Raw genomic sequence first — 25,311 nt, 5'->3', positions numbered from 1 at the left:
ACAAACAATTAACCTTTTTTCTTCCCTCTGTTTTGAAGATGCATCTGGTAGCTGATGGCCTCTCCTCCCTCTAAATTTCAATAAGGTTAAGTGAACTACCTACACTCCCCTGACGGGTGAGTGTAGGCTTCCCAATTCATTGGGGATTGCCTCGACCTTTGTGGATTTTTTACGTCCCGAAGATTTTGGTCTTACATCCCCTCCAAGGGCAGAAGAGCTAGTTCCTAACTCCAAAAGTCGCAAACCTTCATTTCTAATATTTATTGCAGCATTGATGTCTCTATCATGCTGCTTTTGGCAGTGCGGACAATATACAAACCTAACACCTAATGAATCATAACCGTTTTGCAGCACTGGTATTGGGAGTAGAGTTTCACTACAAAGCTGAGATGATGGGAAGAAACGTCCTATTTCTTGGTAGGTATGACCAAATCTCTCAGCTTTGTACTTAAGCATGGTTAGAAACATTCCCCACCCTTGGTCACTGATAGCTTTTGCCAAGTTGGGATTTTTAACCATGTTCTTAACTGCCAAGTCCTCTACACAAATTACTTGATTTTCGTATGCTATTTTGCGAGATAGCTTGTGTAGAAAGTCTTCACGGACTCTAGGTATTTTGCTAGAGATTTTAGCTACTAAGCGTCTAGCCTTTTGTCGTTTATTAGATGTTTTATCCTTCTTTCTTGCTAATTTTTTCTGTTTACGCTTTCTATTCTTTTCTAGTTTTGCTAATCGCCTCTTAGGTAGATCATATTTTGAACCATCGGAAGTGATTGCAAAATTCTTTAAACCCAGGTCAACACCAATAGCCTTGTTGATTGCGGTTACTGGTTCATCCTCTTGATTAAACACAATAGAAGCATAATATTTACCGTCTGCATTTCTCGATATTGTTACAGTTGTGAATTTAGCATCAGGCAATTGTTTGTGAAACACAGCTTTCATTAATCCCAAACTTCCAGGAAACTTAATCACAGAGTCATCTGGCATCAGTTTCACATTTTGGGGATATTGAATCGATTGCTTACCATGTTTAGATTTAAAGTTAGGGTATTTAGCACGACCTTCAAAGAAGTTGACAAACGCACTTGAAAGATTGAATGTTACTCGTTGCAATACTTGAGAGTATGCAAGTCCTAACCATTCATATTCTTTCTTTAATCCTGGCAACAATTTGTCCATTGCAGCTTTGGAAAGCCCTTTCCCTGTTTCTTTATATGCTGTGGTTGTAGCATTGAGCATATAATTCCACAACCAACGGGTATTACCAAAACATTGAGCTAAATATGATTCTTGCTCGTCAGTGGGATAAATTCTAACTTTAATTGCTCTATACATGGTATCGACCTTACCGTGTTTACTTTTTCATGGTAACAGAACTAGTTAAAAATATCGCAACTTAAACAAATATTTTGTTCGTTTCCTCCATGCCCTCTTCCCTGATTTCGCTGACGCTCAATATTGGTCAGAGGGCTGTCATTAGTCATTGGTAAGGAGTTCAAGCCTATTTACGTTTCGTAATATAGTTTGGTTTATTGACACCAACTTAGGGAACAAAGAGGAAAAACAACCTCACTTCCATTCACCTTGGAGAGTAAAAGCAGCCCAAAAATAGGGTGATTGATATTTGCGATCGCGCCACATTTCTCTTTGTGCTGCTCTGAGTGCGGCAGCAGGATTCATGTTATTTTGTAACATGAATCCATAAAACTTTTTCATTAATTCGGATGTCGCCTCGTCATCAACACTCCACAAACTAACAACTACTCTGGGACTACCTGCATACATAAACCCTCTTGTCAAGCCGATTAAGCCTTCACCTTTGACTTCTTCACCCAAACCAGTTTCACAAGCACTGAGTACCACTAGTTCGGCTGGTAGCTTGAGGTTAAAAATATCATGCAGACGTAAAAAGCCATTTTGGGGTTTACCAGTTTCATCAAACAATGACAACACCACACCCGATAATTCTGGATTTTGGCTATTGAGGATGCCATGTGTAGCAAGATGTATTATTCGATACTGACTTAAATCTATATTCGTAGCTGCTGCTCGATTAGCAGCAAAATCAAAGGCTTGCTTGCGCTCTTTCGCTGGCACTAGAGAGAGAATAGTTTCAGCTTCTTGGCGCGTGAATGGTAACCGCTCAAAACTGATGTTGGCGGCTCGTGCAGAGCGGCTAAGTTGTTGTAAGTCTATGTTGAGATTACTATTTTGAGAATTGTTCCCCCCTTTTTTAACTCGCTCGTCGTTAGGCGAAAATATTGGATCGGCAATTACAGCTAATGTTTTCGGCGCAGTTTTGCGTCCATTGGTTTCTTGGCGGAGTACGGCGACTGTTGAGGCTGATGGGAGGGTAACAATTTCATGGTTGATTACTAACGGCTCATAACTATTAGTATTTTGTTGACTGGGTGTATTTAAGGCAGCAAAGGGTATATATTGCAAAGCTCCATCAGCTACAATAACTAGGCGGCGTTGTCCTAATTGCTGGGCTACTGGTGCCAGTATCATTTTTGTGAGTAGATTAGCGCTAGCACCTGGTTTGCTGCGGGAAATTGGTGAGGTTAAAACTTGGCGGAATCTTTGAACTGCTGCGGCTATTTCTGCACGTTTCGGCAGTTCGTAGCTAGTAATGCTATTTTTAGTCACAGCCCAGAGGTAACTGCGTTCTTCTCCCAAAGCATATTCTAATAGCAGAGTATTATCATCGAGGACAGAGGATTGAATTTGTGTGAGTGAGAGGGTTTGCGGCTGGGTGAGAGCAGCATAACGCGGGCTAGTAGCTCTAATTTTGGCTTGTATTTGCCGATATTGTTCGAGAATGGTGGCGGTTTCTTGTTCTAATTGTTGTACTTGCGCTTTGCTGGATTCCTCACCCAGTAATTTCAGCCGTCGTTTTTCTAAAGCATCTAGTTGTTGTTGCAGGTTGCGTTCGGTGGCGAGTAGCTGAGGATCTACACCCTGACGGATGTCTGCATGAGCCTCAGTTAGCAAATCTAAGAGACTGCGAGCGCGGGCGCGTTCGCTGGCTTGGAGGGCTAGAGCATTGTAACCTTGAGATGGTTGCTGTTTGTGCAACTGCATCAACAGGTCGATGTAGAATTCATAATATTTTTGGACTGAGGCGAAGTAAGAGGTACGTAATTCTTGACTGGTGACTCTGGTACGGATATCTTCGATGATTTTAATTGTAGACTCTATTTGCGTCCGAGCCGCCTCTAGATTCTGGCGATCGCGATCGCTCACAGCAATATTGTAAAGTGTTTCTGCTTCACCAGTGCGATCGCCTAAATTGCGCTGTAATTTGAGTTGTCGATCGTAACTAGCGATCGCTTGTTGGGGTTGGTTTAAGGATTTGTATACTCTAGCAATATTACCCCATACGTTAGCTTCGGCACTGGGAATCTTCAATTGCTGAAATCTCAACACAGCTTGATTCAACATATCTAGAGCTTTTTGCTCGTCACCTGCTGCTAAGTAGACTCTACCTAAGTAAGCTAGGGCGGAAGCTTCGTGGAGTCTGTTTTGTTGTTTGCGTGATAATGATAGTGCTTGGTTAGCAGTCTCCAGAGCTTTGGTATATTCTTTTAATGATTCATAAGTCCTAATCACACCAGTGAGCGTAGTGAATTCAGCAAATAGCGCTCCTTGTTCGCGCCACAGTTGCAGTGCTTGGTTATAGTAATCTAATGCTTGGGGATAATCTTCTAATGTTCGGTAAACATTGCCGATATCATCGAGAGTTTGCGCAACTTTAGTGCGATCGCCAACAGTGCGAAATTTTTCTAGAGCTTGCTTGGCAGTGTCAATACTTAACTGACTATCGCCTAATAAATTATAAAGCTTGGCAATGTAACTTAGGGTTTGTCCTTCACCCAAGCGATCGCCTATTTGACGCTGGATTGTGAGGGCTTGGTTATAAAAATCCAAAGCGGTTTGATATTCGCCGGAGGAAGTGTGAATATCTGCAATACTATTAATTGTCGCCGCAATTCTCGCCGGATCTTTATTTTCCTGCTGTAGCTTGAGTGCTTGGTTTAAAGCATCGAGGGCTGACTGTTTTTGTCCGAGTTCAGATTGCAAAATGCTGATTTGTCCGAGGATTTCTGCTTCTGCAAAACGATTACCTAATTTTTGCATGAGCGATCGCGCTTGGTTTAAATATTCGAGTCCCTTTTGATGTTCACCTACACCCCAGGAACTCATCCCCAGATACATTACAGTGATTGCTTGGTTACCTAAGCTAACTTCTGGTAGCTTGCGTTGTATTTCCCAAGCTTGAGTGAAATATTCTTTAGCTTTTTGATTCTCACCTAAGGAGAAATATACCGTACCAATAGCATTGAGGGTTTCGCTTTCTCCCAGCAAGGATTTTTGTTGACGCTGAATAGCTAATACTTGATTGTATACTTCTAAAGCCTTTTGCGGCTCACCATATTGAGTGTAGACTCTAGCAATAATTTCTAGGGTATAAACTTGTGCTGCTAAATTGTTACTAGCACGCTGAACTTCTAAAGCTTGATTGTAATATTCCAGCGCTTTTTTGGTTTCACCAGTATTAAAATAAACTCTCCCAATACCAATCAAAGTCACAGCCTCAAAAAAAGGTTGTTTCTCAGTGCGAAATATTGGTAAAGCTTGGTTGTAATATTCCAGTGCTGTTTTATTGTCTCGCAAATTCATGTATACATCAGCAATAGCCTGAAGCATCATGGCTTCGCGATATTTATCTTTGAGTTCTCGTCTAATCGCTAATGCTTGATTGTAATATTCCAGGGCTTTTTGAGTTTCGCTTTGTAGATAATAGGCATTCCCGATACTAGCCAGTGTGGCAGCTACTTGAGAGCGATCGCCTATTTCCCGCCAAATTTTTAACGCTTCTAAGTATTTAGCCACAGCCTGTTGTAAAGATGTAGCTGTTCTCTGTTCTAGAAGTTTATCTGCTGCTTGTATGAGTTGCGTTGCTTGATTTTTGGCACTTTCTTGTGCCGGAGTCAAATTTTGAGTTGTATTTGTTGGTTTTTGGGCAATTTCTAGATTTATTGCCTTAGCTGTCATGCCTACAGATTCAGACGCTAAAATCATGCTGACAAAGACAACAATCGTCCGATAGCTCAAATTTGATCTAAGTTGCCTGGGCATGAAGTTTGAGTTCCTTTGCATTAACTAAGCCATTCACGAGAAAATCTCTCTTCAGAGTCAACAGTCAACAGTCAACAGTCAACAGTCAACACTATTTTCACTTTTAAATTCTCACCGCCATTCACCTTGAAGAGTAAAAGCCGCCCAGAAATAAGGTGCGCGATACTTAGGATCTCGCCACATTTCTATCTGTGCAGATCGTAGCGCTGCCGCAGGTTTTAATTTATCCTCTAACATAAATTTATAAAATTTCTTCATTAATTCTGCGGTAGCTTCGTCATCGACATTCCACAAACTAACTACAACTCTGGAACTACCTGCATACATAAACCCTCTTGTCAAGCCAATTAATCCTTCTCCTTTGACTTCTTCACCTAAACCAGTTTCACAAGCGCTAAGTACCACTAGTTCTGCTGGTAGCTTCAGGTTGAAAATATCATGCAGCCGTAAAAAACCATTTTGGGGTTTACCATTTTCATCAAACAACGACAGCACTACCCCTGATAATTCTGGATTTTCACTGTTGAGAATGCCATGAGTGGCAAAATGTACTATACGATATTGACTCAATTCCCCATCGGTAGCTGTAGCTCGATTCGCCGCAAAATCAAAGGCTTGTTTGCGCTCTCGTTCTGGTACTAAAGACAAAATAGTCTCAGCTTCTTGGCGGGTAAATGGTAAGCGCCGGAATTCGATGTTTGCTGTGCGTGCTGACTTGCTCAGTTGTTGTAAGTCGAGGTTTTGATTGTTGTTTTGTTGACTTGGCGTTGTTCCCTTGACTCGTTCGTCGCTAGCTGAAAAAATCGGATCGGCAATTACAGCTAATGTTTTCGGAGCAGTTTGGCTTGTAGTAGTTTCTTGTCTAAGTACGGCGATTGTCGAGGCTGAAGGGAGGGTAACAATCTCATGGTTGACGGCTAATGGTTCATAGCTGTTTTTAGTAGAGTTAGGTGTGTGGAGAGCCGCAAACGGTACATATTGCAAAACCCCATCAGCAACGATAACTAAACGGCGCTGTCCTAATTGCTGGGCGACTGGTGCTAATATCAACTCTGATAGAGCTTTAGCTTCTTTATCTCCTTTTCTGGGAATTCTTACAGTGACAATATTGCGCAATTTTTCCACCGCAGCCGCAATTTCTGCGCGTTTGGGTAGTTCGTAACTGCTAATGCTGTTTTTCGTCACCGCCCAAAGGTAACTGCGTTCTTCACCCAAAGAATACTCTAGTAGTAAGGTATTTTCATCCAGTACAGCAGACTGAATTTGTTGCAATGAGAGGGTTTGCGGTTGTGTAAGAGCTGCATAACGAGGACTCGTAGCCCTAATTTTGGCTTGCAGCTGGCGATACTGTTCGAGAATTGATGCGGTTTCTTGTTCCAAGTTTTGCGCTTGGGTAGGAGTATATTTACCGCTTAGTAATTTTAGCCGCCGTTTTTCTAAAGCATCTAGCTGTTGTTGTAAGTTGCGTTCTGCTGCTAGTAGCTGCGGATCTACACCTTGACGAATATCTGCATTAGCTTCTGTGAGCAACTCTAAGAGGGTGCGAGCGCGAGCTCGTTCGCTAGCTTGTAATGCTAGGGCATGATAGCCTTGAGATGGTTGCTGTTTGTGCAACTGCATCAATAAGTCAATGTATAACTCATAATATCTCTGGACTGAGGCAAAGTATGAGGTGCGTAAGTCTTGGCTGGTAACTTGGGTGCGGATATTTTCCAAAATTGCGATTGCAGCTTCTATTTGACTGCGGGCGGATGCTAATCGATCGCGATCGCGTTCGGTCTGTGCAATTCTATATAATGTATGGGCTTGTCCATTGCGATCGCCTATTTCTTGTCTGATAGTCAGTTCTTGTTTATAAGCGTCTATAGCTTTTTGGTACTCTTTTAAATCCTTATAGGCATCGCCCAAACCATATAAAGCATTCGCTTGCACTTGACGCGCGCCTACTTTTTGCGATTTAGTCACAGCTTCTTGAGCTAAAGAAAGCGCTTTTTGATAATCGCCTAATCTTTGGTAAGCGGTTGCTTGATAACCAAGCATAGTCACCTCAAAAGCAAGATTATTTTTCTCTCTTGCTAAAGACAATCCTTGATTAGCTGCTGACAATGCTTGCTGATAATCCTTTAAATAATCATAGGTTTTAGTGAGGCCAATTAGCGTGAGTATTTCACCATCAATTTGCCCTTGTTGCCGCCATAAAGGTAGCGCTTGGTTATAATATTTCAGCGCATTATCATAATCTTTGGCTGTCAAGTAAGTCAAGCCAATTTCTGTCATAATTTGGGCTATATCTCTATTATTTTCTATTTTTTCAAATATTTTGAGCGCCTGGTTATAGTTATCTAAACTTAATTGATATTCACCTAATAATCTGTAAAGATAAGCTATATTACCCAGAGTTCTAGCTTCCTGGGGTATGTCTTTAATCTGACGTTGTATCTCTAAAGCTTGGTTATAAATATTCAGCGCTGTTTGATATTCACCCTGAGATTGATAAAGCTTGGCAATTGAGTTTAAGGTGCTGGCTTCTGCTGAACGATCGTTAATTTTCTGCTGTAATTTTTGTGCTGCTTTTAAATAAGCCAATGCTTCATCTAGCTGTCCTAATGATTCGTAAATATGTTTGATTTGAGAAAGTACAGTAGCTTCTAAATCTGGTCTGACTATTTTTTGCGATAGCGATCGCGCTTGATTATAGTAATTTAAAGCTTGCTGATAATTACCCTCAAAAACATAAATTACACCTAAGCTCAGGAAAATAGTTACCTGATTTACTAAATTGCTTTGAGAACCTTTTTGATTGAGTTGCAGTGCTTGGTTTAATAATTCTCTGGCTTGGAGATAATCGTCTAAGGAGACATAGATTGTACTCATTTTAGTGAGAATATCAGCTTGACCATCGAGATTATTTCTTTGACGGTGAATCTCTAAAGCTTGATTTAAGCAAGAGAGTGCTTTTTGCTTTTCACCTAGAGAATTGTAAATTCCTGCTAAAATAGAGAAGGTTGTAGTCTGAGCTTGACTATCGTTTTGACTGCGTTGAATAGTTAAAGCTTGATTGACATAATCCAACGCTTTTTTGCTTTCACCTATATTTTCATAAACCATACCCATAGTTAAGAGAGCGATCGCAACCATATCATTAGCTTTCTCGGCTTGAAATATGGATAAAGCTTGGTTGTAATATTCTAGTGCTTTTTGCTTTTGCCATAAATAAGAGTAACTGGTGGCGATTGACCACAGAGTTCTCGCTTGTGGTATGGGTTTTTTCAGTTCTTGAATAATATTTAGGGCTTGCTGATAATATGTCAGCGCTTTCTCGTGTTCGCTGCGCTCAGAATAAGCACTACCTATGAGATAAAGAGTGTTATGTTCTAATAAGCGATCGCCTAATTTACGAGCAATTTGCAATATTTCTTCATACTTTTGCATTGCCCGTTGTAGTGAATCTGGGGTTTGTTGTTTACTGAGTTGTTCTGCTTCCTCAAAGAGTTTTTGAACTCGTTGAGCAGCTTTTTGGTTTTCTGTCTGGGTATTTTGGTTTGCAGGTGTGTTTGTTTGGGCTAGTTGGAGGTTCTTACCACCTGCTGACACTACCGATTCAGACAAAAATATCAAGGTGAGTAATACAGTCAGAGTGCGGCTACTAAAACCCTGCAAAAATCGCCTTTGCATTTACAGGCACTCCATTCCATTCATAGCTAAAACACGTTTACCGGAATATAATACCAGTAAAATCACATATACTAGCTATTGTTTTAATACTTTATCAAGAAAGGCAGAGGGCAGGAGGTGAGCCACTGCGGTGGACGGGTTCCCCGGCATAAAGCAAGTGGCGAACCCGAAGGGCAGAAGGACTTTATGAAACTCCTTAAAAAAGACAGAGAGCAGAAATCAGCGAATTTTTATGCCCAATGCCCAATGCCCCATGCCCATTAATGACTAACTGCCGATTTGCGTATGGTATCAAGTATGGCTGCTACCTTGGGAGGAACAGCTGTAAACCGAATTTGAAAATGCTGTTCATGTTCAGGAGATTTTTTCAGCACCTTGGCATAAATATCGCCATCTCCCGGCGCAATTTCGGGAGCATTTACCAATTTCATTTTCAGATTCATTAAAGGTTCTAATGAATGCTGCGATCGCAATTGTCCGCCATTATCTGACAAGCAAAAAAGCTCGCCTGTAAATATGGTGCCTACAGCATGTTTACCTTCTAAAATGATAAATTCTAGGGGAATTTCCTCTGATAAATGCAAGAAATTTTCTTCAGCTTGCGGTATGTAAAGATTATATTTACCACCAATACCGCCAATATCATAGATAGTAATTGGGGCTTTAATTCCCTTTGGTTCTACTCGCAATTCGCCATCAATTCTTAAGTCAATATTAGCGTCTTTAATGGTTTCTTCAGAAATCAGAATTTGACCGCCCACGGTATAAGATTCAATCCGAGCGGTAAGATTTACATGACTACCAACAACAGAATATTTAGCACGTTTTTGCGAGCCAACATTACCAGCTACCACCTCGCCTGTATGAATCCCAATTCCCATTTCTAACAGTGGTAAATTCATTTGCTGGTTATGTTCGTTTACAGGCTTCATCGCTAATTGCATTGCAATTGCACAAGCGATCGCTCTTTGAGCATCATCTTCGCGGCTAACTGGCGCACCAAACATGACAAAGATCCCATCGCCAATAAATTCATTAATTGTGCCATTGTATTGATTAATTACATCCGCCATTGCGCCTAAATAGACATTAAGAATGGCTACTACTTGTTCTGGGGCTAATCGTTCAGATACGGCGGAAAAACCTCTTAAATCAGACATCAGCACAGTTACTTTCCGTCTTTCTCCTCCTAGCTTCAACCCTGAAGGAGTTTCGAGTAAATTTGACACTACTTCATCTGTTACATAACGCCCAAAGGTACGGCGCATTTCCGCAGCGCTACGGGCGATATACTGAGTAACTGCGATCGCCGATCCTGTTAAAGCTAACAGCGAGGGTACTACAGGAATCCACCAAGAAAAAAGAAACGCCAGGTAACTTCCACCCAGTAAACAGGCGCTGAAAATAAAGATGCTACCAGTACCATTAGCGATAAAAGGTATATGTCTTTTCTCAGTACTACTATGTCTTTGTTGCCAACACCAAGTAGCACCAAAAATTGACCACAATAAAATCCATAACCACTCTAACTCTTCAGGTAAAGTTTTAATTTCTGAGCGTCCTTGTAAAGCTGAACTTAATATTTGACTAATTAAATTAGCATGAATTACTACCCCAGCCATCCGTTCAGGAGAGGAAAATAAATTACTACTATATGGCGTCCAGAATAAATCTTTTAAACTCTCCGCAGTCGAACCAATTAAAACGATTTTACCTTGCATCAAGTTGGGGGGGATGCGGTTCTCTAAAACATCACTTATAGAGAGCTTACGGAACTGATTCATCGTTCCTCTATAGTTTAAAACAATTTGATAACTACTGGCATTAGCACCCATATAACCCCCATCATTGGGTTCAAAAATGGGAAAAGTACCTTTACCAAGTTGTAAGTAATTAGGGTTTCTTTTTGATGGCTTTTCCGTAATTCCTTCTGATTTTAAATATAATAATGCCAGTTTCAAGGCAAAACTTTCTATAATACTGTTATCTTGTAAACCTACGTATAGCAAACCTCGGCGGATTTTGCCATCACTATCTAAAGGTAAATCATTTGCGCCTACTTGTTGGAGTTTTTTCAATTCTGGAGGTGCTGCCACATCAAAGCTATCAGATGTATGCGATATCTTTTGCACTCCAATTAAGTTAGGTGTAGTCTGAAATATTTTCACTAAATCTTGATGTCCAGGATTTACAGGTAAATCTCGATAAATATCCAGACCAATAGCTCGAGGTTTTTGCTGTTTAATATTATTAATAACTTTAGCAAACACAGCATCAGATATGGGAAATTCTCTCAATTTAATAATATCTGGTTCATTAATCTCAACAATAACAATCCGTTCATCAATAGCTTCTCTAGGGCGTAAAATCACAAACTGATCTAGGGTTGCTAACTCTAATAATTGCAGCAATCCTGTAAAGCGCAGCGCAATCACAATAGCTGTGACATTAGGTACTGCTAGCAAAACTCCGCGCCATTGCCATATTAGATGTTTTAGCTTTGCCCCCATCATATTTAATCCTGATTCCTGAGTTTTAATTAGTTAAATATTGCACTGATGAAATTTTTTTCTTACTTAATTTTCTACTAGATAAATACCAATATTATTCAGTTAAGGATAAATTGTCGGTTGGTTTGGACGTAGTGAAACTCAACAAACTCGCGCAAATGTTGGGTTTGGTTCCTCAACCCAACCTACAGATGTGAATTATATATAACACTAGCAAACAATATTTTGCATCATCAAAAATCTAGAGTCACCAGTATCAGTCTTTTATGTTTATTTTCTTTGCAAAGCTTATTATATTTCAACACAGATAAGAAAGGGCACAACATATTGTGCCCTAATGATTTAGGACTTACGCAGTGTCAGATATTTTTCATACTTTTTGTCAATGGTCAATAGTCCATAGTCTAAAAACTTGAATTTTGACCATTGACTTTTGACTTTTGACTACCTTTGTGAGGGTTTTTGTGTTCGGTGCGTAAGTCCTATGATTATCTTTATACCTGACTGCCTAATTCACCAGTAATGTATTAAAAATTATTGCTTACTGCTACAACAATCAAGGATGGGTTCGGATGCAAACTGACTTAAATTAACCGATTGAAAGAATTTTCGCCAATCAGCTGTAACCTTAAAATTATTTGGTTCAGCACAACGTAAGGCAACTAAACTAGTTATTGCTTCATGCCAAATTCCTGCATCTGCATACAGAGTTGGGCGCTTGCGTAAATCCGCTTGTTCTAAAGCTTTTGATAGTTTTGCTTCTGGTTGTACTCGTTCAACCCATCCTTCTAGACTCGGATTTTTCGGGGGATTTTGGCGATCGCAAACTAAAGTCAAATACCAGTGGTAACGCTTACCTACTTTTAAAGGAGGGCTATTCTCTGGCAGGGTAAATTTCATAATCCCTGGTTGAGTTGGCACATTTAAAGTTGTTTCATAAACTACATCATCTTCTATGCTATTCTCATCGCCTTCTACCAAGATGGAAAATTGCGCTGTTTTAACTGTATCTTTAGGCACATGCCAAAAAAAGCTGGGACGTTCTGAAAAAGTTAAGCCGGTATTTTCTTTTGGTAGTAAGTTGGTCAATAACTGATTTTTTTGTACGCAATAAGAGGAGCCACGGGTAGCACCACCAGCACTGGGAGGAGCCGATCCGCGCTGTGGTGGTTTGAATGCTTGACTAATGAGCAAAGACTGTGTTGGCTGTTGAGTCAGCGATCCTGAGTTAACCTGAGCTTGTGCCTGTGTTGCTATAGTAGGAATAGTAGCAAGTTCCAAAAATACTGGTATTGAAAATGCTACTAAACTGATAGATTGCTTGATCCACTTCATTCCGGAATCTCCTCTCAATTAGTTATATAACCATATAATTGCTTTAGTTGTTGCTCAACTAAGAGTCTGGCAGCTATTAACTGAAACAATCAATAAGCTATTCTGCTTTTAAGTTGCACAATCCATTGTGAGATCTGTTGACTGTTGACCGTTGACCGTAGGGGCGAGTTGATTTAGATCTTTGTTGATCGACGCGGATATCCATGAACCCGCCCGTACAACAGTTAACAGCCCTGATAGTAGTTATGCAATTTAAACGCGCATTAGCTTAGACTATAAAAGTACTGAACTATTGGGAAGCTAAATAAAATATAGTATTACCTGAAGACAGATGTTACCTGTGATATCAGTCGAAAACATATGAGTATTGTTCCCGTTAAATACTACACCAGCGAGGAACTCAAGTCCGTTAATGTTCGATAATTGAGAGAGAGCAAAATATCTTACCTACACAAAAATTTAGCCTTGAGGCGAGCAAATATCTAATTTTTGTGTTCATCACAATTTTTACCTAAAGCAATCACAGCATTTTGTCCGCCAAAGCCAAAACTCAAACAAAGGACATACTGAATCTTTTGTTGATTTGCCACTCTTACTAAATTTAAATCAAACTCTGGTTGCTGTAATCCTACACATGGCGGCAAAATCTGCTGTTTTAAAGCTAGCAAGGAAAAAGCTACCCCTAAAGCTCCTGATGCACCAAGAGTATGTCCTGTAGCTCCTTTGGTGGAACTGACTGCAACTTTTTGCGGAAATAGATGCTTAATTACCTTGCTCTCTACAAGGTCGTTGATTTGTGTAGCTGTACCATGAGCATGAATATAATCAATATCACTGGGCGCGAGATAACTACGCTCTAAGCATTGCTTAATGGATGCGATCGCAGTTTTTCCCTCTGGATTGGGTGCATTTGGGTGATAGGCGTCGTTCAGTAAACTAAAACCCAAAACTTCACCATAAATCTTCGCTTGACGCTGCTTGGCTAATTCTGCCGATTCCAGGACAAATACAGCTGCACCTTCCCCTAAAACCAAGCCTTCGCGGTGTAAATCAAAGGGATAAGCGCCAGTTTTTGCCAAAGCACCCATTTGCTGAAATCCTGTCAAAGTTAAGGGTGTAATTGGAGCTTCAATTGCACCCGCGATCGCTCTTTGATATTGTCCAGTTTGAATTAAACTTGTAGCCTGAGCGATCGCCCAAATTCCGGTAGCACAGGCTGTCATAGGTGCTAATACAGTGCTTACCGAGCCAATTTGTCTGGCTGTGGCGATCGCATTCATGTGGGGTAATGTCTCTAACCAGTTCGCCATTTCCCCGTTGGGGAGAGGGGATGACAAGCGATCGCTACTATAAATTTTGCTTGCTAGCATTTCCCACTCAGCTTGATAGCTGCGACTTGAGCCGATAACCACCGCACAATCAGCTAAAGGCGATGATAAACCAGCATCTTTTAAGGCAGCTTTGACTACCAATTCTCTCAGTATTTCTAACGAAGTTGGTTTTTGCCCAATCAACCCTAGAGGCAGAGGTGACAATTCTGGAAATACTTGCTGCAATTTAATTCCAGACTTACCCGCTATCAAATTCTGCCAGCTAGTTGCTAAATTTTCTCCTAAAGCTGAAACTAAACCGATACCAGTGACGACAACCTGAACCAATGGAGAGTTGTGAATTTGGGATTGAGGATTGGTCATGGGTAATAAGCAAATTCTATTACCCATTACCCAATTGCTAACTATTTACCAGGGACTTTTAAGTTTTCTGCGCCTTTGGTGACTTTAGCAGAATCAATGCGATCGCCTTGCTGAATCTTGTTGACTACATCAAAGCCTTCGGTAACTTTGCCAAATACTGCATAGTTACCATCTAAAAAGCTGAGATCTGCTAGTGCAAAGTAAAACTGAGAAGATGCAGAGTCTGGTTGTTGCGATCGCGCCATTGCAATTACACCCTGTTTATGAGGTAAGACAACGGCTTGAGAACTAGCATCAAATGTTTTGTTGTAAAGCGGTTCAGCTGCGCCTTTGGGCTTAATTTCTAAGGGAATATAGCGAACTTTTTTGGTATCAGGGTCAATAAAGCTACCTGTTCCTAATCTATTAGCCGGAACTGCCGGATCTTTACTTTGAGGATCGCCCCCTTGAGCTACAAATGGTTGGGGATCGCGGACTACACGATGAAAAGCTGTGCCATCATATACACCTTTTTGTACCAAATCAACAAAGTTGCCTGCTGTAATTGGGGCATTGGTACCGTCTAACTCGATAGTAATTGGTGAGCCTTTCACCGTCATCACCACTGTAGCCTGACCTTCGAGCCGTGGTAAATCTTTCATTCCTGGAATACTCTCACTAGTAGTTTGTGATACAGACGTTGCCTCAGTGCTTGTACTGCCGCTAGTCTCGGTTGCTGTTGAGCTAGCTGTTGCTGCTGGAGAAGAGGGAGAAACAGCTTGCTGTGTTGAACATCCACCTAAAGCCAAAGCTCCAATAATTACAAGTGCAACCAAAAATTGTGGAAATTTTAACCGCATTACCAATTACTGACTCAACCTGAGTATCTTATCGTTTCCTGACGATTATAGATTTTGAATCTACTGGTTGAGGGCTTGATTAGGCAAAAAGCCAGAAAACTGTAAATAAATTATTGCTTCTTAGCTTTTGGGCAACTGACAACTGACAATTGTACAGACGCGATTAATCGCGTCTCTACCACTGACAATTATCAATTGTTAATATTTTTTACAAACCTTCTAAAGGTACGCCCAAAAACCGAGCTAACTCTGCACCTTGAATTTCTAAATCTTTTAAGGGTAAAGGTTGACCGACTCTGGTTAGGGGAATATCTCTTCTGCCTTTAACACGCAAATAGAGAGCGCGACGGGGATTGAGTCCGTCTTTCACGGTGAGTTGTACCGATTGCACATCTTGAATCCGATTTTCTAGTTCAATGCGGCGATTTTTCCCAGGAAATCCATTACGAAAAATTTTGACTGTGCCGGCTTCTTGGTTAAATTCGTTATACCCGCCGCCTATATCCCATAAAATCGTTAACCATTGGTATAGAGCTAAAAGTAAGCCAGCCGCCCCATATAACCCCATAACCAAACCTTGAGGGACAAATATCAGTTGTGTGGGGTCGGTAACTATGAGTAAATTAACTTTAAGGTAACTAGAGACCGAAGCTAATACAAAGCCTGTAGCTCCAAGGGTAACGACCGTTGCCCACCAGTAGTTGCTCAACCGACGAGAACCTAAAACTTTTTGATTTAGAACACTTGCCTTAGAGCGATCGCCATTAGATGAATCGCCTTTATTAATTGTTGATGCCGTCATAGAACTACCTTGGCCTGTGACATATACCCTTTAAAAGTCTGCCATTGGAGCAGTATCTATTGCAAGTTGATTTTGGGCATTGGGCATTGGGCATTGGGCATTGGGCATTGGGCATTGGGCATTGGGTATAGAAACAATTTTGGATTTTGGATTTTAGATTAGAATCCACGAATCGCAAATCTAGCTTGAAAAATGCAGAGCGCCGGAAGTTGGCGCTCCGACTTTTCGCAAAATTTAAAATTCCTTATCCTCCTTGTCCTCCTTGTCCCCCTTGTCCCCCTTCCCTTGTCTCCCTTGTCTGTTCACCATGCCCCATGCCCAATGCCCCATGCCCAATTTTTAATACCAATTGTTTAGATTTCTGAGAAAACTTGTGTCAGATTGTAAAATTTCTGATATTCATAATATTTAATAGCTTCGTGTGAAATCACCTGATTCACTTGCGTGGATCGGTCAAAAACCCGGAGGAATGTGATAAGTTAAGAATCATTAAGCTACCACAAACTAGATTACTAGCCAATGGTACGGGTAATGGCATAACCCTGAGAAATCCGGACTAAACAGACTGTGAATTCTCAGAATATCAGTGGTTTTTAGGCTGCTGAAAATTGTCAAAAAAAACGTTAATTCCTCAGAAACGCTGAAATTTTAGTAAAAAAGAGGATTCTAGTTCAATGACCATCGCAGTTGGACGCGCCCCCAGTAGAGGGTGGTTTGACGTTCTTGACGACTGGTTGAAGCGCGATCGCTTCGTGTTTGTAGGTTGGTCAGGAATTTTATTATTCCCCTGCGCTTTCCTAGCACTAGGCGGTTGGCTGACAGGTACAACCTTCGTCACGTCATGGTACACCCACGGTTTAGCATCTTCTTATTTAGAAGGCTGTAACTTCATCACCGTAGCCGTATCCACTCCAGCAGACAGTTTGGGACATTCCCTATTATTGCTCTGGGGCCCGGAAGCTCAAGGAAACTTTACCCGGTGGTGTCAACTTGGCGGTTTATGGCCATTCGTAGCGCTACACGGAGCCTTTGGTTTAATCGGCTTCATGTTACGCCAATTTGAAATTGCCCGTCTAGTGGGAATTCGCCCTTATAACGCTTTGGCATTCTCTGCGCCCATCGCAGTATTTGTTAGCGTCTTCTTGATGTACCCCTTGGGACAATCGAGCTGGTTCTTTGCACCCAGCTTTGGTGTAGCCGGAATTTTCCGTTTCATCCTGTTTGTTCAAGGTTTCCATAACTTCACCCTCAACCCCTTCCACATGATGGGTGTAGCAGGTGTATTGGGCGGTGCATTACTTTGTGCGATTCACGGAGCAACAGTAGAAAACACCCTATTTGAAGACGGCGAAGCAGCAAACACCTTCCGCGCCTTCAACCCCACCCAATCAGAAGAAACCTATTCAATGGTGACAGCAAACCGCTTCTGGTCACAGATTTTCGGGATTGCTTTCTCCAACAAACGCTGGTTACACTTCTTTATGTTGTTTGTACCAGTAACTGGACTGTGGATGGCAGCAGTAGGCATCGTTGGGATCGCACTGAACCTGCGGGCTTACGACTTCGTATCCCAAGAATTACGGGCTGCTGAAGACCCAGAATTTGAAACATTCTATACCAAAAACATTTTGCTGAACGAGGGTATCCGTGCTTGGATGGCACCTCAAGATCAGCCCCACGAACAATTTGTATTCCCTGAGGAGGTTCTACCTCGTGGTAACGCTCTCTAATAGATTGGGCAGTGGACGTGACATAGAATCAACAGGTTTTGCCTGGTGGTCTGGTAACGCTCGTTTAATCAACCTTTCTGGCAAACTACTGGGCGCACATGTTGCCCATGCTGGTTTGATTGTCTTCTGGGCTGGAGCAATGACTTTATTTGAAGTTGCTCACTTCATCCCGGAAAAGCCTATGTACGAACAAGGCTTAATTCTACTACCTCACCTCGCTACCTTAGGTTGGGGCGTTGGTACTGGTGGTGAAGTCATCGACACCTTCCCCTACTTTGTAGTTGGTGTACTGCACTTAATTTCCTCAGCTGTGCTGGGTCTTGGCGGTATTTATCACGCTGTTCGCGGCCCAGAAACCTTAGAAGAATACTCTTCCTTCTTTGGTTATGACTGGAAAGACAAGAACAAGATGACCAACATCATCGGCTTCCACCTGATCATCTTAGGATGCGGTGCGCTGTTGTTGGTACTGAAGGCAATGTTCTTTGGTGGTGTCTATGATACTTGGGCACCTGGTGGTGGTGACGTTCGCGTTATTACCAACCCAACATTGAACCCCGCAGTTATCTTTGGTTATCTGATCAAGTCTCCTTTTGGTGGCGACGGCTGGATTGTCAGCGTAGATAACATGGAAGATGTGATCGGCGGTCACATCTGGATTGCCTTCATCTGTATTGCTGGTGGTATTTGGCACATCTTCACCAAGCCTTTTGCTTGGTCTCGTCGTGCTTCCATCTGGTCTGGTGAAGCTTACCTGTCCTACAGCTTGGGCGCTTTGTCCTTAATGGGCTTCATCGCTTCTTGTATGGTTTGGTACAACAACACCGTGTACCCCAGTGAATTCTACGGCCCCACTGGCCCTGAAGCTTCACAAGCACAAGCTTTAACCTTCTTAATTCGTGACCAACGCTTAGGTGCTAACGTTGGTTCTGCTCAAGGCCCCACCGGTCTGGGTAAATACTTGATGCGCTCTCCTACAGGTGAAATCATCTTCGGTGGTGAAACCATGCGCTTCTGGGATTTCCGCGGCCCTTGGTTAGAGCCTCTACGCGGGCCTAACGGTCTTGACTTAGAAAAAATCAAGAACGATATTCAGCCTTGGCAAGCTCGTCGTGCTGCTGAATACATGACACATGCTCCTCTGGGTTCTTTGAACTCTGTAGGTGGTGTGGCTACCGAAATCAACTCTTTCAACTATGTATCTCCTCGTGCATGGTTGGCAACTTCTCACTTCGTACTAGGTTTCTTCTTCCTCATTGGTCACTTGTGGCACGCTGGTCGCGCTAGAGCAGCAGCAGGTGGTTTCGAGAAAGGTATTGACCGTGAGAACGAACCAGCTATGTCTATGACCGAACTCGACTAGTTCGTCAGTCTTCTTTCATCACTGACAATTGATGTCTCTAGCTCTTGTGTAAAAGCAAGAGCTTTTTTATTGCGTTGTACCTGTCAGTAGTAGAGACGCGATTAATCGCGTCTCTACAATTGTCAGTTGTCATCCCATTTCACAAAAAATATGATGTGGATGTAGGTTGGGTTGAGGAACGTAGACGCGGAGCGGCTTCCCGTAGGGTAACCCAACATCCTAAAGTCGTGTAATTGTTGGGTTTCACTCCGTTCAACCCAACCTACATTTGTAGCGATTATTTTTCAAATTGGTATTATTTTTAGAAATTGTTAATAGTTCGTGTTGCTGCAATATGACACAATCAAAATCAGCAACAGATTTCAAAAATTAAGTTAATTAATTTTTATTGCTACAAAAAACAGTAATTAATTAAGGAATATTCAAGATGAGTAACGCTAATTTTTCCGATGCTTTGGGATGGACAGCAGAAGCGAAAGAAAAACTCAAAAATATTCCCTTTTTTGTCCGCACGCAAGCAAAAGCCAGAATCGAGCAATTAGCGCGTCAAGCAAAGCAAGATGTGATTACAGCAGATTTGGTGGAAAAAGCAAGGCTGGAATTTGGACAGTAACTATTAACTGGAAATAATGTTGACGGTTGACGGTTAACGGTTGACTGAAAAAAATGATTTTACACTTAATTTTAGGGAGAATATTTATTGATGGCACTTCCTGCTTGAATTTTGAATTCTCCAGTAGAATGCTGACCCCATTCTAAAGTAATCTCTAAATTTGCTGTGGAAGTACCTTTGACTAGTACAGGCGTTAATTTACCTGATTCTAGGGCAATTTCTACACCAAATTTGACGCTAGCCCTATCTGGCTTGACTTTTTGGATTGCTTCGGCGATTTCTTTAGTTAAAGATTCAATTGCAACGGTTACCTCTCTAAAAGGTCGGGTAGGAGTACTTAATTTGCGTTCGCCAATTAGCGTGGCTTCAACTCTGACATTTGTACCATCGGACAGTTCTACGGAAATAACTTTATTTTGCGCTTCCATGTGGGTTTGAAAGAATTACTATGCATTTATACCATTCAATCACTTGTAATAAAAACAACCATTAATACAAAATTTAGTTGTCGCTTTTGAGGATAAAAATGTTTCATCCTCAATTACCCTACAGGCTACTCAGTAGGCTGGATAAATTTAGGTTGGATTAAAGGTCGTGAAACCCAACAATACCAAAGTTTTCGGGTGTTGGGTTTCGTTCCTCAACCCAACCTACGCCTCTACTCGGTAGGGTGGTATGAGCATAGCAATTAAACCCACTGGCGCTAAAGTCTAAAATTGCTATGAAGCTTCTCCTACATTCATTGCAGCTAATACAGCTTTCTGTCTGACATCTTGGTAAACAGTCTCTAAATACTTCATGACTACATCGCCGGAAGTAATATTTACTACTGTTTCTTCTTCTTTACCTAAGGGTATTGCCCCTAATACATCTAATACTGTCTCGCTGGCGCTAGGTGCAATTACTACTAAGGAAGAATCTAGTGGTTCGGTGTAATGCCAGAATGAGTCAAGTTTAATTGTGTTTTGATTTGTAGTAATTGGCTGTTGAATATCTGATTCTTGGGTTGTAGAAAGGTCAATTTTGGTGCTGCGTAATTGGCGTAAGTCGCTGATAATTTGCTCTTTGGTACGTCCGCGTAATTTGAACAGGACAAAGGGGTCTTCGCTGAATCTATCGCCTAACTGATAATATACTGCACCTACATGTTTACAGGGGTTAGCTTTATCAGGACAGGAACATTTACTGCGGACATCTGACAGGGTAAAGGGAAATAACGACAGTCCATTAGCAGTGAAGACTTCTTCGATATTTTGCGGCATTTCTCCAGCTAGTAATTTAGCAGCAAAAATCGCTTTTTTGGACATGGTTTCAATTACATAACCCCATTCTTCATCAGTGAATGGTTCTAAAGAAAGAGAAACTTTATAAGGTTCTGGTTCGCTACCTTGTACCCTGGCTAATACTTTGGCACCTTTAAATTCAATGCTGAGAACATTTCCCTGGCGCGAATAATTTCTGGCGCGTTCTAAGCGTTTTTTGAAACGATAGGAATCTAATAAATCTAGCCATCTTTGTGACCACCATTCACGGCTTGCTTGTAGGGTGTAGTTAGTCATAATTAATATTCAAGTTGACAATTTGATTTTTTGGTTAAAGGGGAAAAGGCAATAATTACGAATTACGAATTACGAATTACAAATTATTCCCCTGCTTTGTGCCGTAACCGTTCAACCAATTGGCGCGTCCTATCCAAGTCTTGATCGCGTAGACGCTCCCTAATTTCCAGAGCAGCCTGTGCCAAGGGTAGCGCCTCTGTGTAGCGCCCCTCCTCTTCCAGAACTCTCGCCAGCCCCGCTTGAGCATCAGCCACCAAGTCTTGACGTCCCACTTCCTGCGCTAAGGCTAATTCATGCTCGAACCAGGGGCGGGCTGCTGTGGGTTGGTTGCGATCAAGGGCGAGTTCTCCCAAGTTGCCGCAATAAGTTGCTTGTCCTTCTTTATCTCCTAGTTTTGCGTCTACTGCCAGTGCTTGCTTGTAGTAGGATTCTGCGCGATCGTATTGTCCCTGCGATCGCGCAACTCCTCCCAGATCGCTGAGAGCGATCGCCTCATCTTCTTCCTCCCCCAACTCTCGCGAAATTGCTAAGTCCTCCTGATACAGCCGCTCCGCCTCCGCCCAATTCTGGCGTTGCTCTGCAATTAATCCTTGAAACTGAATTGCAGCACCCTGATCCCGACGGCTACCACCCCGTTCCATAGCCTCTGCCATCTGTGCTGCCCAACTTGCTGCCCGTTCTGTCTCTGCGCGATTGTAGTAAATAAAGGCAACATTGTACGCACCCCAACCAGCATCGCTCCACTGATTCAGCGCCTTTCCTGCCTGATATCGCCACTCACTCAAGCGCACCACCTCATCCCAGTAACCGCGAAACCAGAGGAAGTTATACAAAGCACTTTGCAAATCGATGAGCATCTGGGCAGCCTGTTGATCTTTCAGCGTACCAGGGATACCTGCTATTTCCCGTAAGGTTGTTGCCACACTCTCTAGGTTTTGCCATTCGGCTTCCAACTTGTCATAGGTTTTGTAGGTATCTTTGCCGTCACCCCCATACTTTTGAGCGTAGTCCACCCAGTAGCGCAGGACTTTGCGTTGAGCAGCAGAGTCAAAGAAAATTTGACCAAGGGGCTGTGTTCCTATAGTATCTGTGCCACTGATAGCTGCGCGAATATAGGTGCGGGTAAGGGGGTGGAGTCCAAACCGTTCGCCATCCAAGTCATTCACCAAAGATAAAGTAACTAACTGTTCAACAGCAACTTGGATTTCAGTGAGGGCTAAATCTGTAGCATCTGCCAGTGCTGCTTTTGTTGCTGGTGTGCGAAATACAGCTAGGGCAGACAACACTGTGCAGTCATTTTTAGTGAGAGTTTTGGCAGCGTCGGCAAACAGAAAGCCGTAAAGATCGGCGGAATTGGCAGCATTCCGCAATCGTTCTAGGGCAAAATGGATCGAGTAGCCTTTGTGTGCCACCTGTCCGAGAGTCCAGTCCAAAGCTAGGGGGTTACCACCAGCAGCTTCATATAAAGCGGTCAATATTTCTGGTTTGGTTGCGTTTAATTCTTGGGCTAGGCGAGGATATAACCGTCCCTTCTCGCGCATTAATTCTAAAGCCTCTTCTTTCAAGAGACGATCTAAGCGGATGGTGAGGGCGCTTTCTCCTGTACGGCGACGGCTGGTGATAATAGCTTTATTGGGGGTGGGCAGTTTCCGCAGAAACTCGGCAATCATCTCGCGTTCTTCTGTATTTAGTGTTTCCAGGTTGTCCCAAATTAGCAAGACACGCCTTCCCCGCAGGCAATCTAACAGGGCGCGGCGGCGTTCGGTGCTATTAGTGATATTTACAATATCTGTTTGCCCTAAGCCTTTGGCAAATTCTCGGCAGAAGCTATCGAGGGAAGATAGGGCGAGGGTTTCTTGTCTTACTCCCTCAGTTGTCAGCCAGGTAGTCTTGGCAGAAACAAATAGATAAGCATCAAACAGCGCTTGCTTACGGGCTTTGTGGGCTACTTCCAGGGCTAAGGCTGTTTTGCCCATTCCGCCAATACCATCAATCGCTACACCCCAGCCCCGCTCCTCTGGTGAAAGTGCTTCCATGCAACGGGCAATTTCGGCTTTGCGTCCGACAAATACATCGGTGTTGCGGGGAAGGTTATCGGGTACTGTTACGGTGCGCTTTCCCTGTAACTGATTTAATCGCGCTTCTAGGCTAGCTACTTCTTTTTGTTTCTCCTCAAGTTCAATTTGCAAATCTACTGGAACTCGAATGCCATAACCAGCTTTTTCTTCTTCTATTATCTGGAGGGCGCGACGGGCACGGTTGAGAGTGCGCTCTAGTGATTCTCGATTTTCCATAGAGTTATATCAATAATATAAAAATATGCGATTAATTATGATTAAATTAGCTTTTTAGTTTATTTGAGTGGCTGGTTAGGGAAGATTTTTATCTCATTTGATTGTATAAGTTTTTCACGGCATCCCTGGAAGGGGAAAGTTCGTGTAAATTTCTCGGCGTTTGGTGTTTGGAAGGGGAAGGTTGGTGTAAATTTCTCGGCGTTTGGTGTTTGGAAGGCGAAAGTTCGTGTAAATTTCTCGGCGCTTGGTGTTTGGAAGGCGAAAGTTCGTGTAAATTTCTCGGCGCTTGGTGTTTGGAAGGCGAAAGTTCGTGTAAATTTCTCGGCGCTTGGTGTTCGGAAGGCGAAGGTTGGTGTAAATTTCTCGGAAGTCAATATAATTTTTAGGGCATGGGATTGCCTATTTGTGTCAACTTAACGTGAAACCCTTTTGGTTGATGAGATTTTATCCTCACCCCTAATCCCTCGCTTACCCAATAAACCGCCGTCACCCTGGAAGGGTGCGGCTAATTGAACAAAGCCCACCTTTGTGGGCTAGATTTTCTTAGCCCACGGAGGTAAGCTCATGTAGCGTTAGCCCCAGGCTTATAGCCTGTGGGCGTTCTGTTGGGTAAGTCAGAGAAGTTAAATTAAAACCAATGGGCATTGTTGTACTTTAATTAATCTAATCCGGTTGTTTGATGGCGGGATTCTAATTCAATTACTTGGCGGCGTTTTTCTTCCAATTCAATCTGCAAATCTACTGGAATCCTGATTCCATAGGAAGCGGCTTGTTCTTCTAAAATAGCTAATGCTCGTTTTGCTCTTGCGAGTGCAGGTGTGACGACTTCTTGATCCGTCATTATTTTAGACGAGTTTGGGGTTGAGTCTGCTAGTCCTTTTCCGCCGCGCAACATGGCGATGGGGAAATCTTCTGTTGCTGTATCAAAAAATGGCGTTTGTTCTTTTCTACACAGGGTTCTAGCGCTTTCTGGCACAGTTTTCCCTAAATGATTGATGAGGTTTGAGAGCATAACTGTGGTGTCTCCTGGCTTGTTAGCGGCTCCCTGCAATGCTTCGATGAGATGATAAGTGTAGAGGCTCATGGTTTTATCGGGGCGTATCCAAGAACTCTTATTACCTCTGGATGATGTAAATACTGCCCTTCCTTCTCCTTGCTTTAAGTCATCTATCACACCCTTGGGTAAGGCTGTGGCGATAAAATCGGCTGGTAGTTCGCCTTTGGAAGTAGCCATACCTTCTGCATGACAGCTATCAATTACTACCCACAAGCGCTTGGCTTGAATTTGTCGCAAGGCTTGTGTAAATTCTGCGGCAGATAGTGCGGTGTTAGCAATATCTGAGTATTTGAAGTCATGTTGCAGTAAGTAATAACACTGGCTTTTTTGGTCAAAGCATCCATGACCGGAGTAATAAACTACTATTGTCGCATTGCGATCGCTTGCTGCTTTTTCTTGTAACCAGGTTAATCCAGCGATGATTGCGCTACGTGTTGTCTGCTCATTCTGCAATAAGCGAATATTTGCGGAATCATAGGCACACAAGTTTGCATCGGTTAGCACGGTTTTTAGTGCTTGCACATCTTTGACTGTAACGGGTAATGACCATTTTGTTTCGGCTGTTTCACCAACTCCAATTAACAAAGCATAACCGTGGGCAAATTGGTTAGACATAATCGTAGAGTCTAGAGAATAAAGGTATATTATTTTCTATTAAATAGGACTTACGCAGTGTCAGATATTTTTCATGCTTT

The 25,311-nt window shown here is 42.3% G+C and carries 16 protein-coding genes; 4 read left to right on the top strand and 12 right to left on the bottom strand.

What is annotated here, in order from left to right; translation table 11 throughout:
- Positions 1-99 precede the first annotated feature (99 nt).
- From H6G08_RS05050 to H6G08_RS05015, 8 genes are all read right to left on the bottom strand, one after another.
- Complete coding sequence (locus H6G08_RS05050; RefSeq protein ID WP_190539281.1) at positions 100-1,338, bottom strand: RNA-guided endonuclease InsQ/TnpB family protein; 1,239 nt, start codon at positions 1,336-1,338, stop codon at positions 100-102.
- Between the two features lie 234 nt (positions 1,339-1,572).
- Positions 1,573-5,145 carry a CHAT domain-containing protein gene (locus H6G08_RS05045; RefSeq protein WP_190539279.1) on the bottom strand — a complete coding sequence of 1,191 codons (3,573 nt, stop codon included), beginning with the start codon at positions 5,143-5,145 and terminating at the stop codon, positions 1,573-1,575.
- Between the two features lie 111 nt (positions 5,146-5,256).
- Positions 5,257-8,820 carry a CHAT domain-containing protein gene (locus H6G08_RS05040; RefSeq protein WP_190539277.1) on the bottom strand — a complete coding sequence of 1,188 codons (3,564 nt, stop codon included), beginning with the start codon at positions 8,818-8,820 and terminating at the stop codon, positions 5,257-5,259.
- A gap of 260 nt (positions 8,821-9,080) precedes the next feature.
- Positions 9,081-11,330 carry a CHASE2 domain-containing protein gene (locus H6G08_RS05035; protein ID WP_190539318.1) on the bottom strand — a complete coding sequence of 750 codons (2,250 nt, stop codon included), beginning with the start codon at positions 11,328-11,330 and terminating at the stop codon, positions 9,081-9,083.
- Positions 11,331-11,864: 534 nt separating this feature from the next.
- The gene (locus H6G08_RS05030; protein WP_190539276.1) at positions 11,865-12,665 is read right to left on the bottom strand and encodes a DUF928 domain-containing protein; all 801 of its coding nucleotides are present in this window, start codon (positions 12,663-12,665) and stop codon (positions 11,865-11,867) included.
- 482 nt (positions 12,666-13,147) lie between these two features.
- Complete coding sequence (locus tag H6G08_RS05025; RefSeq protein ID WP_190539274.1) at positions 13,148-14,359, bottom strand: beta-ketoacyl-ACP synthase; 1,212 nt, start codon at positions 14,357-14,359, stop codon at positions 13,148-13,150.
- 41 nt (positions 14,360-14,400) lie between these two features.
- On the bottom strand, positions 14,401-15,198 hold the full coding sequence (locus H6G08_RS05020; RefSeq protein ID WP_190539272.1) for a peptidylprolyl isomerase: 798 nt from the start codon (positions 15,196-15,198) through the stop codon (positions 14,401-14,403).
- A gap of 208 nt (positions 15,199-15,406) precedes the next feature.
- Positions 15,407-16,000, bottom strand: coding sequence for a photosystem I assembly protein Ycf4 (locus H6G08_RS05015; protein WP_190539270.1), 594 nt, complete (start codon positions 15,998-16,000; stop codon positions 15,407-15,409).
- Positions 16,001-16,674: 674 nt separating this feature from the next.
- Between H6G08_RS05015 and psbD the strand changes: the two genes are divergently transcribed.
- The 3 genes from psbD (at position 16,675) to H6G08_RS05000 (ending at position 19,706) form a co-directional block, all read left to right on the top strand.
- Complete coding sequence (psbD, locus tag H6G08_RS05010) at positions 16,675-17,730, top strand: photosystem II reaction center subunit D2 (protein ID WP_096643895.1); 1,056 nt, start codon at positions 16,675-16,677, stop codon at positions 17,728-17,730.
- Complete coding sequence (psbC, locus tag H6G08_RS05005; RefSeq protein ID WP_190539268.1) at positions 17,714-19,093, top strand: photosystem II reaction center protein CP43; 1,380 nt, start codon at positions 17,714-17,716, stop codon at positions 19,091-19,093. Before psbD ends, psbC begins: the two co-directional genes overlap by 17 nt.
- Before the next feature lie 427 nt (positions 19,094-19,520).
- Positions 19,521-19,706 carry a PCP reductase family protein gene (locus H6G08_RS05000; RefSeq protein ID WP_096643897.1) on the top strand — a complete coding sequence of 62 codons (186 nt, stop codon included), beginning with the start codon at positions 19,521-19,523 and terminating at the stop codon, positions 19,704-19,706.
- Positions 19,707-19,777: 71 nt separating this feature from the next.
- Here H6G08_RS05000 and H6G08_RS04995 read toward each other — a convergent pair whose 3' ends face one another.
- The 3 genes from H6G08_RS04995 to H6G08_RS04985 all read right to left on the bottom strand — a co-directional run bounded on the left by H6G08_RS04995 (position 19,778) and on the right by H6G08_RS04985 (position 23,559).
- The gene (locus tag H6G08_RS04995) at positions 19,778-20,134 is read right to left on the bottom strand and encodes a CU044_2847 family protein (RefSeq protein ID WP_096643898.1); all 357 of its coding nucleotides are present in this window, start codon (positions 20,132-20,134) and stop codon (positions 19,778-19,780) included.
- A 291-nt stretch (positions 20,135-20,425) separates the two neighbouring features.
- The gene (locus tag H6G08_RS04990; protein ID WP_190539266.1) at positions 20,426-21,265 is read right to left on the bottom strand and encodes an SWIM zinc finger family protein; all 840 of its coding nucleotides are present in this window, start codon (positions 21,263-21,265) and stop codon (positions 20,426-20,428) included.
- Between the two features lie 83 nt (positions 21,266-21,348).
- The gene (locus tag H6G08_RS04985; RefSeq protein WP_190539265.1) at positions 21,349-23,559 is read right to left on the bottom strand and encodes a tetratricopeptide repeat protein; all 2,211 of its coding nucleotides are present in this window, start codon (positions 23,557-23,559) and stop codon (positions 21,349-21,351) included.
- Positions 23,560-23,660: 101 nt separating this feature from the next.
- On the opposite strand from H6G08_RS04985, the gene H6G08_RS04980 reads away from it, so the two are divergent.
- On the top strand, positions 23,661-23,945 hold the full coding sequence (locus tag H6G08_RS04980; protein WP_190539263.1) for a hypothetical protein: 285 nt from the start codon (positions 23,661-23,663) through the stop codon (positions 23,943-23,945).
- A gap of 272 nt (positions 23,946-24,217) precedes the next feature.
- Here the strand turns inward: H6G08_RS04980 and H6G08_RS04975 are convergent, their stop codons facing one another.
- Positions 24,218-25,231 carry a caspase family protein gene (locus tag H6G08_RS04975; RefSeq protein ID WP_242046066.1) on the bottom strand — a complete coding sequence of 338 codons (1,014 nt, stop codon included), beginning with the start codon at positions 25,229-25,231 and terminating at the stop codon, positions 24,218-24,220.
- Positions 25,232-25,311: the final 80 nt, after the last annotated feature.

It is taken from the genome of Calothrix anomala FACHB-343 (assembly GCF_014696435.1).
Taxonomy (GTDB): Bacteria; Cyanobacteriota; Cyanobacteriia; order Cyanobacteriales; family Nostocaceae; genus Aulosira; species Aulosira anomala_A.
The sequence above is the reverse complement of the archived record's forward strand: the minus strand, read 5'-3'. Positions and strand labels throughout refer to the sequence as shown.

What these genes read in the sequence shown, in the direction of transcription:
- H6G08_RS04990 (WP_190539266.1), bottom strand. Translation starts at nt 21,265, where the DNA reads ATGACTAACTACACCCTACAAGCAAGCCGTGAATGGTGGTCACAAAGA.
- H6G08_RS05025 (WP_190539274.1), bottom strand. Translation starts at nt 14,359, where the DNA reads ATGACCAATCCTCAATCCCAAATTCACAACTCTCCATTGGTTCAGGTT.
- H6G08_RS05030 (WP_190539276.1), bottom strand. Translation starts at nt 12,665, where the DNA reads ATGAAGTGGATCAAGCAATCTATCAGTTTAGTAGCATTTTCAATACCA.
- H6G08_RS04995 (WP_096643898.1), bottom strand. Translation starts at nt 20,134, where the DNA reads ATGGAAGCGCAAAATAAAGTTATTTCCGTAGAACTGTCCGATGGTACA.
- psbD (WP_096643895.1), top strand. Translation starts at nt 16,675, where the DNA reads ATGACCATCGCAGTTGGACGCGCCCCCAGTAGAGGGTGGTTTGACGTT.
- H6G08_RS05045 (WP_190539279.1), bottom strand. Translation starts at nt 5,145, where the DNA reads ATGCCCAGGCAACTTAGATCAAATTTGAGCTATCGGACGATTGTTGTC.
- H6G08_RS05000 (WP_096643897.1), top strand. Translation starts at nt 19,521, where the DNA reads ATGAGTAACGCTAATTTTTCCGATGCTTTGGGATGGACAGCAGAAGCG.
- H6G08_RS05020 (WP_190539272.1), bottom strand. Translation starts at nt 15,198, where the DNA reads ATGCGGTTAAAATTTCCACAATTTTTGGTTGCACTTGTAATTATTGGA.
- H6G08_RS04975 (WP_242046066.1), bottom strand. Translation starts at nt 25,231, where the DNA reads ATGTCTAACCAATTTGCCCACGGTTATGCTTTGTTAATTGGAGTTGGT.
- H6G08_RS05035 (WP_190539318.1), bottom strand. Translation starts at nt 11,330, where the DNA reads ATGGGGGCAAAGCTAAAACATCTAATATGGCAATGGCGCGGAGTTTTG.
- H6G08_RS05050 (WP_190539281.1), bottom strand. Translation starts at nt 1,338, where the DNA reads ATGTATAGAGCAATTAAAGTTAGAATTTATCCCACTGACGAGCAAGAA.
- H6G08_RS04985 (WP_190539265.1), bottom strand. Translation starts at nt 23,559, where the DNA reads ATGGAAAATCGAGAATCACTAGAGCGCACTCTCAACCGTGCCCGTCGC.
- H6G08_RS05015 (WP_190539270.1), bottom strand. Translation starts at nt 16,000, where the DNA reads ATGACGGCATCAACAATTAATAAAGGCGATTCATCTAATGGCGATCGC.
- H6G08_RS05040 (WP_190539277.1), bottom strand. Translation starts at nt 8,820, where the DNA reads ATGCAAAGGCGATTTTTGCAGGGTTTTAGTAGCCGCACTCTGACTGTA.